Origin of the sequence: Sphingomonas sanguinis, from assembly GCF_019297835.1 — a bacterium.
In the GTDB taxonomy this organism is placed as follows: Bacteria; Pseudomonadota; Alphaproteobacteria; order Sphingomonadales; family Sphingomonadaceae; genus Sphingomonas; species Sphingomonas sanguinis_D.
In genome coordinates, this window is the sequence record NZ_CP079203.1 from 1894255 (window position 1) to 1905518 (window position 11264).

At 66.2% G+C, this 11264-nt stretch carries 13 protein-coding genes and 1 tRNA gene; 8 read left to right on the top strand and 6 right to left on the bottom strand.

The features are described from left to right. Window positions 1–35 precede the first annotated feature (35 nt). On the bottom strand, window positions 36–506 hold the full coding sequence (gene rpsG, locus KV697_RS08805; protein WP_042491196.1) for a 30S ribosomal protein S7: 471 nt from the start codon (window positions 504–506) through the stop codon (window positions 36–38). Window positions 507–572: 66 nt separating this feature from the next. Further along, window positions 573–944, bottom strand: a complete 372-nt coding sequence (rpsL, locus tag KV697_RS08810; RefSeq protein WP_007406072.1) for a 30S ribosomal protein S12 — start codon at window positions 942–944, stop codon at window positions 573–575. 305 nt (window positions 945–1249) lie between these two features. Between rpsL and KV697_RS08815 the strand changes: the two genes are divergently transcribed. Beyond that, window positions 1250–1325, top strand: a tRNA-Trp gene (locus KV697_RS08815). Between the two features lie 195 nt (window positions 1326–1520). On the opposite strand, the gene KV697_RS08820 is transcribed toward KV697_RS08815, so the two are convergent. From KV697_RS08820 to KV697_RS08835, 4 genes are all read right to left on the bottom strand, one after another. Continuing rightward, window positions 1521–1829, bottom strand: a complete 309-nt coding sequence (locus KV697_RS08820) for a hypothetical protein (RefSeq protein WP_219020938.1) — start codon at window positions 1827–1829, stop codon at window positions 1521–1523. 115 nt (window positions 1830–1944) lie between these two features. After that, window positions 1945–2622, bottom strand: coding sequence for a DUF1013 domain-containing protein (locus tag KV697_RS08825; protein ID WP_374011401.1), 678 nt, complete (start codon window positions 2620–2622; stop codon window positions 1945–1947). Window positions 2623–2779: 157 nt separating this feature from the next. Next, a complete protein-coding gene (locus KV697_RS08830; protein WP_257575763.1) occupies window positions 2780–3508 on the bottom strand; it encodes a hypothetical protein in 729 nt (242 codons plus the stop codon). Between the two features lie 70 nt (window positions 3509–3578). After that, the gene (locus KV697_RS08835; RefSeq protein WP_219020939.1) at window positions 3579–4574 is read right to left on the bottom strand and encodes an NAD(P)H-quinone oxidoreductase; all 996 of its coding nucleotides are present in this window, start codon (window positions 4572–4574) and stop codon (window positions 3579–3581) included. A 127-nt stretch (window positions 4575–4701) separates the two neighbouring features. Between KV697_RS08835 and KV697_RS08840 the strand changes: the two genes are divergently transcribed. The 7 genes from KV697_RS08840 to coaD all read left to right on the top strand — a co-directional run bounded on the left by KV697_RS08840 (window position 4702) and on the right by coaD (window position 11220). Then, window positions 4702–4896: a DUF1192 domain-containing protein gene (locus tag KV697_RS08840; RefSeq protein WP_056430762.1), complete on the top strand. Its 195-nt coding sequence runs from the start codon at window positions 4702–4704 to the stop codon at window positions 4894–4896. Window positions 4897–5084: 188 nt separating this feature from the next. After that, a complete protein-coding gene (gene clpA, locus KV697_RS08845) occupies window positions 5085–7403 on the top strand; it encodes an ATP-dependent Clp protease ATP-binding subunit ClpA (RefSeq protein ID WP_219020940.1) in 2319 nt (772 codons plus the stop codon). A 158-nt stretch (window positions 7404–7561) separates the two neighbouring features. Beyond that, entirely contained in the window at window positions 7562–9343 is a 1782-nt protein-coding gene (locus tag KV697_RS08850; RefSeq protein WP_257575765.1) for a sensor domain-containing diguanylate cyclase, read from the top strand. Further along, complete coding sequence (locus tag KV697_RS08855) at window positions 9340–9519, top strand: hypothetical protein (RefSeq protein ID WP_219020941.1); 180 nt, start codon at window positions 9340–9342, stop codon at window positions 9517–9519. Before KV697_RS08850 ends, KV697_RS08855 begins: the two co-directional genes overlap by 4 nt. A 59-nt stretch (window positions 9520–9578) precedes the next feature. Beyond that, window positions 9579–9818, top strand: coding sequence for an exodeoxyribonuclease VII small subunit (locus tag KV697_RS08860; RefSeq protein ID WP_219020942.1), 240 nt, complete (start codon window positions 9579–9581; stop codon window positions 9816–9818). Window positions 9819–9820: 2 nt separating this feature from the next. Beyond that, complete coding sequence (locus KV697_RS08865) at window positions 9821–10720, top strand: polyprenyl synthetase family protein (RefSeq protein WP_219020943.1); 900 nt, start codon at window positions 9821–9823, stop codon at window positions 10718–10720. Continuing rightward, window positions 10717–11220: a pantetheine-phosphate adenylyltransferase gene (gene coaD / locus KV697_RS08870; protein WP_219020944.1), complete on the top strand. Its 504-nt coding sequence runs from the start codon at window positions 10717–10719 to the stop codon at window positions 11218–11220. Before KV697_RS08865 ends, coaD begins: the two co-directional genes overlap by 4 nt. Window positions 11221–11264: the final 44 nt, after the last annotated feature.

Sequence of the window (11264 nt, forward strand, 5' to 3'; positions counted from 1 at the left end):
CAGACCGGAAATACATCCGGTCCGCCGCAAGACCCTTACCAGCGGTAGTGCGAGAAGGCGCGATTCGCTTCCGCCATGCGGTGCGTATCTTCGCGCTTCTTGACCGCGTTGCCGCGGTTGTTCGCAGCGTCCATCAGCTCACCCGACAGACGGGCGGCCATCGTGTTCTCCGAACGGGCGCGCGACGCGCCGATCAGCCAACGGATGGCCAGAGCCTGGGCACGCTCCGGACGGACTTCGACCGGAACCTGATAGGTCGCACCGCCGACGCGGCGCGAACGGACTTCGATGCCCGGCTTGATGTTGTTCAGCGCATCGTGGAACACGCCGATCGGATCGCGCTTGGCGCGCGTCTCGACGGTTTCCAGAGCACCGTAAACGATGGCTTCGGCCACGGACTTCTTACCGTCCAGCATGACCGAATTCATGAACTTCGACAGGACCTCATCTCCGAACTTGGGGTCCGGCAGAATTTCCCGCTTTTCGGGACGACGACGACGAGCCATTCTCGTATTTCCTTACAAAACTTCAGCCTTTGATGGTCGAGGAGCCTCAGTTGAGGCCCGACCGGCTTACTTCGGACGCTTCGCGCCGTACTTCGAGCGGGACTGCTTGCGATCCTTCACGCCCTGCGTGTCGAGAACGCCGCGCAGCACGTGGTAACGCACGCCGGGAAGGTCGCGCACACGGCCGCCGCGGATGAGCACCACCGAGTGCTCCTGCAGGTTGTGGCCTTCGCCCGGGATGTACGAAATGACTTCGCGGCTGTTGGTCAGACGGACCTTGGCCACCTTGCGAAGCGCCGAGTTCGGCTTCTTCGGGGTCGTCGTGTAGACACGGGTGCAAACGCCGCGCTTCTGCGGGTTCTGCTCCATTGCAGGGACCTTGGACTTGGCCTTCTGCAGTTCGCGGCCCTTGCGGACCAGCTGGTTGATCGTCGGCATTGAAGCCTTCACCTTTCCATGAGGTTACTTTGCTGGAGCCATCACAGCACTTCGGAATACAAAAAGGGGCCTTCGCGGCTTTCGCCCGGCCCTCATTCGCATCCAGCAATGTTCAAGCTTGCCCGACGGATAAGTCCCGAATCTCGAGAAATCGCCTTCGTGCAGCGGCGGCCTATACGCGGGAGTCGGGTCAGGGTCAATGTCGGCGGAGGAAGGCCGACAGACATCCAGCTACGCTATTCGCGAAAATTGTGAAACAGGCTATTGCCCCGACGGCTGAGCCGGGCTAATGGCGACCGCCTCGCAGGAGTGTAGCTCAGTTGGTAGAGCATCGGTCTCCAAAACCGAGGGCCCACGGTTCGAGTCCGTGCACTCCTGCCACTTTTCAAGACATCGCCGGATATGTGACACCGCGTTTGCGGTGAATGCACCTGCGCATTTATCCTCCCCGGTACGGGGGGGTGGCAGACCGAAGGTCTGACGGAGGGGGGCTTCGACAAGCGACACCCCTCGCGGCACGCCCCTTCCACCATGCTTCGCACGGTCCCCCTCCCCGCGAGCGGGGAGGAATAGGGGTCAGTTCACCGGGCGCGGCCCCACGCCCGGCGGAGTCGCAGGGTCCACTTCATCGATCTCGTCGCCCCGGTTGCCGCCACCGGCCCCTGCCCCGCTGCCATGCACCTCGCCCGTCTTCGGATCGACGGTGGCCCGCTTGCCATTGTCGTCCGGCAGCGACGTATCCGCGTTGCGGTCCCCCGGAGCGGGCGGGGTGGTCGTCACGCTGCCCGAGGGTTCGGCACGCCCCATCGCCTGCTCGTCGTCGCGGTGATAGGCTTGGCCGCTATGGCCGCGATCATGGTCGAAGGGCTTTTCCTGCTCGGACATGCATGGTCTCCTTTGGCCCCGTTCAACGGGGCTGGGGAGACGCCGTTCCCCAACATGCAAAAGGGGCGCCCACCGCCGAGGTGGACGCCCCTTTTCGTCAGACCGTCGCCTGCGCTCAGCTGCGGAACAGCGAGTGCGGATCGATCACGTCGTCGTTATGGCCGACCGAGTCGACGTCGCGGCTCTGCTGCTCACGCTCGGCGCGCAGCGAGGCGAGCAGGGCTTCGCGGTCGCCTTCCAGGCGGGTGTCGGTCGGCTGCGCGTCGGTATTGCCGCCGGTCGCCTTGGCCGCCTTCGCCACCGCCGAGTCCAGCTCGCGCTGGGTGGTCAGGCCCAGCGTCACCGGGTCCTTCGGCGTGATGTTGGCGATGTTCCAGTGGCTGCGGTCGCGGATCGCGGCGATCGTCGTGCGCGTCGTGCCGATCAGGTTCGAGATCGCGCCGTCCGAGATTTCCGGGTGGTTGCGGATGATCCAGGCGATGCCGTCCGGCTTGTCCTGCCGCTTGCTGACCGGCGTGTAGCGCGGGCCCTTGGTGCGGCGGACCTGCTCGGGGCCCTTGATCATCTTCATCCGGTAATTGGGATCGGCCTGCGCCTTCTCGATCTCGACCTGCGCCAGTTCGTGCGCGCGCACGGGATCGCGGCCGGTCAGCTTGGTCGCCGCCGTGTCGTCGGCGATCGCCTGGACTTCGAGGATGTGGAGGCCGCAGAAATCCGCGATCTGCTCGAACGAGAGCGACGTGTTGTCGACCAGCCAGGAAGCGGTCGCATGGGGCATGAGCGGCTGGGCCACGGGGATCACTCCAGTCGGAAAATAAAAGGGCCGCCCCTCACCGGAGCGGCCGTAGCTGCGACAAATCTAATGAAAGCCGTCCCCGAGAGCAAGGTGCGCTGCCACAAACTGCCGGGAGGGGGCGCAATAGACGCTGGCCGCACGCGCGTCCAGCCGGTCAGTTGTCGTCGTCGAAGCGTCCGAAGGGCAGCGATTGCGAGGCCAGCGCCCGCGTCTTCTGCCCGTCCCCGGCGCGCAGCGAGCCCAAGACGGTGGCACAGGCACGTTGCAGGATGCGGTCGATCGGCGTCACCGCCTCGGCGCGCACTGCCGCCTCCGCCAGGGTCCGGCCGCGCGGATCGCGCGGGTCCAGCTCCAGCCGCAGCAGCGCCGAAAGCCCCGGAAACAGCGCCCGGTCGCCGCCCAGCGCGATAGCCCGGTCGAGCGAGGCGAAGCCCACGCCTTTCTGCGCGCCCAGCGCCGCGCGGCCGACGATCGCCCCCAGTTTCTTGACCGCGCCGATATGCCAGGCACCGAGTGCCAGTTGCGCCTCGGCATCGCGCGGATTCTGCGTCACCAGCGCCTCGAACTGGCGACGGGCAGTGATCGCGTCGCTGCGATTGCCGGTCAGCTTGGCGCGGTAGCCGAGCGCGGTGGCGCGCATCAGCAGGGACTCGTGATCGTCGGGCGTCCGCTTCAGGGCGTTGGCCGCCACCGTATAGGCACCCGAGACGCGGCGCAGCGCGCTCGCCTCGTCGGAATCGCCGAACGACGCCTGGGTCAGCAGCTCGCGGGCCGATTGCGCCTGGGCCGGAGCCGCCATCGCCAATCCGGCCGCCAGACCCATGCAAACCAGCCCGATCCGGCCACCATGCTGCACCATCGCCATCCCCCATGGACTCGGCACGGGGAGACGGCCGATCCGGTCGTTCGATCCGTTGCAATCTTTTGCACCGGGATCAAGACCGGCATTTCGGTCAGTCGTCCGCCGCCTCGTTGATGGTCAGCACGATCTTGCCCAGATGGTCGCCCGCCTCCATCCGGCGATGCGCCTCGGCAGCTTCGGCCAGCGGGAAGCTGCGATCGATGACCGGGCGCAACCGCCCCTCCTCGACATGCGGCCAGACCAGCCGCGACAATTCGTCGGCGACCATCGCCTTGAAATCCCGGTCCCGTCCGCGCAGCGTCGAGCCGGTCAGGATCAGGCGGCGGCGCATGATCTCCCAGATCGGGATTTCCGCCTTGGCCCCGCGCTGCACCGCGATCGAGACGTGGCGGCCATCCTCGGCCAGGCATTTCAGGTTGCGCGGCACATAATCGCCGCCGACCATGTCGAGCACGATGTCGACGCCGCGCCCCTCGGTGAAGTCCTTCACCGCCTCGACGAAATCGACCGCCTGGTAGTTGATCGCCTTGGCCGCGCCCAGCTTTTCGGCCGCCGCGCATTTCTCATCCGAGCCCGCCGTGACGATCACGGTCAGCCCGAAGAGGCGCCCCAGCAGGATCGCCATGGTGCCGATGCCGCTGGTCCCGCCATGCACCAGCAGCGTGTCGCCCTCATCGGCATAGGCGCGCTCGAAGACGTTGGTCCACACGGTGAACAGCGTCTCGGGGATGGCGGCGGCCTGAACCATCGACAGGCCATGGGGGACGGTCAGGCAATGATCGGCGACCGCCACCGCATATTCGGCATAGCCGCCGCCGCCGATCAGTGCGCAGACCGGCTGGCCGAGCATCTCGGGCCCGACGCCCTCACCGACCGCGACGACCTGGCCCGCGATCTCCAGCCCCGGGATCGAGGGCGCGCCCGGCGGCGGCGGGTAGAGACCCTGGCGCTGCATGACGTCGGGCCGGTTCACCCCGGCGGCGGCGACACGGATCAGCACCTCGCCCTCGCCCGGATGGGGCGTCGGGCGCCGGACAGGCACCAGCACCTCGGGACCACCCGCCTCCTCAGGGTCGATGGCGGTCATCGTCTTCGGGATATCGCCGATCCCCATTCCCTCGCCAAATGCGTGCACCGGCTGCCATCCCCCATCATCGGCTCTCGTCCCACCGTTATTGACATCGGCGGCGTTGGGGTCAACGCTGTATCCCATTATGGAACAGGACGATTCTCCGATCCGCCTTCCCGACGCCCTGGCCGCGTTGGTCCAGACCGATCTCGATCCGCTGTCGCTTGCCGAACTGGAGACGCGGATCGCGGTGCTGGAGCAGGAGATCGCGCGAACCCGCCGCCACATGGAGCGCGCCACGCTCCACCGCGCCAGCGCCGACGCGCTCTTCAAGCGGTGACGCGCATGGGCCTCACCCGGCGCACACGCACCGAGGCGGCCCCCTCTTCTTCGCACAATGTTTTTTGTTTCGCGCGATACGCTTTGTTCAGCTGCCGCGCGTTACACCCGCTTGATGCCGGGCCTCCCCGTCCCGACATTGGTCGAAACGAGGCGTCAGTCCATGACGCTTCGGAAGGAGTATCGTAGATGCCATCTTTCGCCCCCGCGCTCGAGACCACGCTTCACAAGGCGCTGGAAGCCGCGACCGTGCGGCGCCACGAATATGCCACGCTGGAGCACCTCCTCCTCGCGCTGATCGACGACGACCATGCTTCCAAGGTGATGGAAGCCTGCCATGTCGACACGGGCGAACTGAAGGCGACGGTCGCCCAGTATCTCGACACCGAACTCGACGCGCTGAAGGTCGAGGCGGCGACCGACCCCTCCCCCACCAGCGGGTTCCAGCGTGTCGTCCAGCGCGCGATCCTGCACGTTCAGTCCTCGGGCCGCGACGAAGTAACCGGCGCGAACGTGCTGGTCGCGCTGTTCTCCGAACGCGAATCCTATGCCGTCTATTTTCTACAGCAGCAGGACATGAGCCGTCTGGATGCCGTCAGCTTCATCAGCCACGGCGTCGGCAAGGGTGGCGCGACGAGCGAATCCACACCGCCCAAGGGCGTCGAGGAGGAAAAGCCCGCCAAAGCGCCTGAGAAGGGCAAGGCGGAGAGCGCGCTCAAGCAGTTCACCGTCGACCTCAATGAAAAGGCCAAGATCGGCAAGGTCGATCCGCTGATCGGGCGCGGCCCCGAAGTGGACCGCACCGTTCAGATTTTGTGCCGCCGGTCGAAGAACAACCCGCTCTATGTCGGCGATCCCGGCGTCGGCAAGACCGCCATCGCCGAGGGCCTGGCGCGCAAGATCGTCGAGGGCGACGTGCCCGAAGTGCTGCTCAACGCGGTCATCTATTCGCTCGACATGGGCGCGCTGCTGGCGGGCACGCGGTATCGCGGCGATTTCGAGGAGCGGCTGAAGGCGGTCGTCAACGAATTGGAGAAGCTGCCCCACGCAGTGCTCTTCATCGACGAGATCCATACCGTCATCGGCGCGGGCGCGACCAGCGGCGGGGCGATGGACGCGTCGAACCTGCTCAAGCCCGCTTTGTCGGGCGGCACGATCCGCTGCATCGGCTCGACCACCTATAAGGAGTTCCGCAATCACTTCGAAAAGGACCGCGCCCTGCTGCGCCGGTTCCAGAAGATCGACGTGAACGAGCCGACGATCGAGGATACGATCAAGATCCTGGCAGGGCTCCGCTCGGCGTTCGAGGATCACCATCAGGTCAAATATACCCCCGATGCGATCAAGTCGGCGGTCGAGCTGTCGGCGCGCTACATCAACGACCGCAAGCTGCCCGACAAGGCGATCGACGTGATCGACGAGGTCGGCGCGATGCAGATGCTGGTGCCGGTCAGCAAGCGCAAGAAGACGATCACGCCCAAGGAGATCGAGGCCGTGATCGCCACCATGGCGCGCATCCCGCCCAAGAGCGTGTCGACCGACGACCGCCAGCAGCTGGAGACGCTGGAGACCGACCTGAAGCGCGTGGTGTTCGGCCAGAATGCCGCGATCGAGAACCTGTCCTCGGCGATCAAGCTGAGCCGGGCGGGTCTTCGCGATCCGGACAAGCCGATCGGCAACTATCTGTTCACCGGCCCCACCGGCGTCGGCAAGACCGAGGTTGCGCGCCAGCTGGCGACGATCCTGGGCATTCCGCTCCAGCGGTTCGACATGTCCGAATATATGGAGCGTCACTCGGTCAGCCGCCTGATCGGTGCTCCTCCGGGCTATGTCGGTTATGACCAGGGCGGTCTGCTGACCGATGCGGTCGACCAGAATCCGCATTCGGTGCTGCTGCTCGACGAGATCGAGAAGGCGCATCCCGATCTGTTCAACATCCTGTTGCAGGTGATGGACAATGGGAAGCTGACCGATCACCACGGCAAGACGGTCGATTTCCGCAACACGATCCTGATCATGACGACCAATGCGGGCGCTGCCGACATGGCGCGCGAGACGGTCGGCTTCGGCACCCTCACCCGCGAGGGCGAGGATGAGCAGGCGGTGCAGAAGATGTTCACGCCGGAATTCCGCAACCGCCTGGATGCGATCGTGCCCTTCGGTTACCTGCCGCCCGAAGTCGTGGCACGGGTGGTGGACAAGTTCATCCTCCAGCTCGAACTCCAGCTGGCCGACCGTCACGTCCATATCAGCCTGGACGAGGCGGCGAAGAGCTGGCTCACCGAAAAGGGCTATGACCGCCTGTACGGCGCGCGTCCGATGGGCCGCCTGATCCAAGAGAAGATCAAGCAGCCGCTGGCCGAGGAACTGTTGTTCGGCAAGCTGGTCCATGGCGGCGAAGTGACGGTGAAGATGAAGGACGGCGCACTGTCCTTCGCGATCGAGCCGGCGGCGCCCAAGAAGCCGAAGAAGAAAGGCGGCAAGCCCGCCTCGGTAGACGCGGGCTAATCGATCGCACCGAAATGGTGACAATTGCCGAAGGAGGCCGGGTGGCGACACCCGGCCTTTTTTATGGGCGTTTCGGATTGTCTCACCGGTGAGGCTCGGCGATATAGGCAATCTGTGTTATGACGCCGTTAACCAGATTTTCGGCCTTTCGCAGACAGATGGAACGCATGAAGGGCGCTTGGCCGATCACGATAGGCGCGTTGCTGCTGGCGGTGCTGGCAGTCCTATGGCCGTTGGCGGAGGCCAGCGCCCAGGCCGGCCAGAGTTTGACCACCTGTATTCGCCCGATCCGCGCGGGTGATGACGTCCGCACCCTGCTGACACGCGCCGAAGGGTTCGACTGCACCAGCGACCAGTCGTCCTATGGCGTCGGCGATTTCTGGGTGGTCTCGCAACCGCTGCCGAAAATATCGGGCGACCTTCGCGACCGGCTGGCCGTTGGCTTCGCCAGCACCTGGCAGGATGCGACCGCGCTCCACATTCTGTATGCCGACGGCACGAATCGCACCGTCGCCTTCACCAGCGCGACGACCGCGCCCTATCTGCTGCTCGGCCCGACCATCGCCGTGCCGCTGCCCCATGAAGCGACCCAGCCGGTCCGCATCCTGTGGGAGGCGCGCGGCGCGGCCAATATGCGCGGCGTCGTGCGCGGCGCCCGGATCGGCCTGCACGCCGACATGCTGGCGGTCGAATCCTCGCTTGGGCTGATCTATGGCATCATCCTGGGCGTGGTCGTCGGTCTGGCGGTGTATAATCTCGCCCTGTGGCCCGCGCTGCGCCAGCCACTCCAGCCGGTCTATTGCCTGCTGCTGTTCTTCATCACCGGCTACACCTTGTCATCCTCCGGGCTGATCGGTCAGTGGCTGCCCTGGCTCGACAATAACGAGCGGCATCGGTGGAACGCGATCATGCTGGGCGGGGTCGCGATGACCCTAGTCGTTTTTTCGCGCCATTTCTTCGAGCGGAAGGTGTTCGAGGGCTGGCTGGACCGGATGGCGGCGATCTGCTTCATCCTGATCGCCATTCCCAACATCGCCTTCGCGCTGCTCGCGCCGCGCTGGATCCTCCCGCTCGATCAGGCGGTCCTGATGGGCTTCATGGTGCTGCTGATCTTCCTGATCGCGGTGCTGGTGCGGGCCTGGCGACGCCGGAGCAATTTCCTGTGGGCCTTCGCCATCGCCTGGGGCACGCCGATCGGGTTGGCCATGTTCCGGGTGCTCAACGCGATGCACCTGATCGCGTGGCGGCCATGGATCGATCAGTCGACCGTCTTGTCGATGGGTGTCGAAGCGCTGATCGCCAGCCTGGGCGTCGCCTATCGCATCTATCTGCTCAGCCGCGAGCGCGATCTGGCGCGCGCCGACGAGCGGGTGGCGCGGCGTCTGGCCGATACCGATCCGCTGACCGGACTGTTCAACCGTCGCGCCTTCCTGGAACAGGCGATCGGGCGCAGCGGTCCGCAGACGCTGATCCTGGCCGACATCGACCATTTCAAGCGGATCAACGACACGCTGGGCCATGACGGCGGTGACGAGGTGCTGCGCATCTTCGCGCGTATGCTGGGCGAGGCGGTCGGGCTGGACATGCTGGTCGCGCGGATCGGCGGCGAGGAGTTCGCGCTGCTCGCCGATGCCGAGCGTGCGCCCGACCCGGAAGCACTGCTCGCCCGGTTGCGCGCCACGAGCTACCCCTCAGGCCTGACCGTCACGGCGAGCCTCGGCATTTGCACCGGCCCGGTCGCCGACGAATCGGACTGGCGGCTTTTGTACCGCGAGGCGGACCAGGCCCTGTTCGCCGCCAAGGACGCCGGGCGCGACCGCGCCTGCTGGGGCGTGACGATTACGCCGCCGCCCCAGCCGAGCAGCCTATTGCCCACAATTCGCTCCCATCGTAAGACGATAAGCAGGGGGACGGGACTGTGCGCGAACGGCGGATCATGACGGCTGCACTGGGGCTGGCGCTGATCGCACTGGCCTGGCGCCACCCGACTGCCGATGTCCGCCTCATCACCCACGACCTGACCGACCGCTCGCCCCGCCGGGTGCAGGCGGCGGTCGATGTCGGCTTGTTCGGCGTCTCGTTTCTCTACACCTGGACCGTCAACCGGCTGCGCTGAGGCCCTTCCGGGGCGGACGGCTGCTTGCGCCTCTGCGCCATGTGACGCATAGCGGCGTTATGGATACGCCCATCGAAGAACTGACGTTCGAGGACGCCCTCAAGGAATTGGAGAGGATCGTCGGCCGACTGGAAAGCGGCGAAGCGACGCTCGACGAATCGATCCGCCTCTATGAGCGCGGCGATCGTCTGCGCCAGCGCTGCGCCGAACGGCTCGACGCCGCCCAGGCCCGGATCGAGGCGATCCGCCTCGACGCCGACGGCAAGGCTGCGGGCACCCGCCCGTTTCAGGCGGGTTGAGGGTGACGCTCGCCGCCACCACCCTGCCCGAGGCCCTGGCCGAAGTCGCAGACGATATCGACCGCCGCTTTGCCGAGCTGCTCGCCGATCCGGGCGATCCCCGCGCCTCGCTCTATGCCGCGATGCGCCATGCCGCGATCGGCGGCGGCAAGCGGCTGCGCCCGCTGCTGGTCTTCGCCACCGCGCACCTGTTCGCGGTCGACCGCGATTGCGCGGGATGGGTGGCGACCGCACTGGAGGCGATCCACGTCTATTCGCTGATCCATGACGATCTGCCCGCGATGGACGACGACGATATGCGGCGCGGCAAGCCGACCGTGCACAAGGCGTTCGACGAGGCGACGGCGATCCTGGCGGGCGACTGCCTCCATGCGCTGGCCTTCGAGATCCTGGCCGATCCGTCCACCCATGCCGATCCCTTCGTCCGCTCCGAGCTGATCCTCGACCTCGCGCGCGCCTCCGGCCCCAGCGGCATGGCGGGCGGGCAGCAGATGGACCTGGAGGCGGAGCGGCAGGTGTTCGACCTCGCCACCGTCACCCGGCTTCAGCAGATGAAGACCGGTGCGCTGATCTGCGCGGCGGTCGAGGCGGGCGCGATCCTGGGCCGTGTGCCGCCCGAGGGTCGCACCCATCTGCGCGGCTATGCCCATGACCTGGGGCTGGCCTTCCAGATCGCCGACGACCTGCTCGATGCCGAGGGCGACGAGGCGACGGCGGGCAAGAAGCTGCGCAAGGACCAGGACGCGGGCAAGGCGACCTTCCTCAGCCTGCTCGGCGTCGAGCGCGCCCGCGAGCAATGCCGGATGCTGGTCGATCAGGCGATCGAGCATTTGCGCGACTATGGCCCCGAGGCCGATCTGCTCCGTGCGATCGCCGCTTATGTGGTGGAGCGCGACCGATGACCCGGATCGGCGTCTATCCCGGCACCTTCGATCCCGTGACGCTCGGCCATATGGATATCATCCGGCGCGGTGCGAAGCTGGTCGACCGGCTGGTCATCGGTGTCACCACCAATCCGTCCAAATCGCCCATGTTCACGCTGGACGAACGGATGGAGATGGTCCGGCGCGAGGTCGCCGATGTCGCGGGCGAGATCCATGTCGTCGCCTTCGATTCGCTGCTGATGGATTTCGCCGAGCGCGAGGGCGCGAAGGTCATCGTCCGGGGCCTGCGCGCCGTCGCGGATTTCGAGTATGAATATCAGATGGCGGGCATGAACCAGCAGATCAATCCGCGGGTCGAAACCGTGTTCCTGATGGCCGATGTCGCGCTGCAACCCATCGCCAGCCGCCTGGTGAAGGAAATCGCGATGTACGGCGGCAATATCGCCAAGTTCGTGACGCCCGCCGTGTGCGAGGATGTGGTCGCGCGCGTTGAGGCGATCGGGCGGAAGGGGTCGTAACCCCATTCCTCCCCTGCAAGGGGAGGGGGACCAGCGAAGCTGGT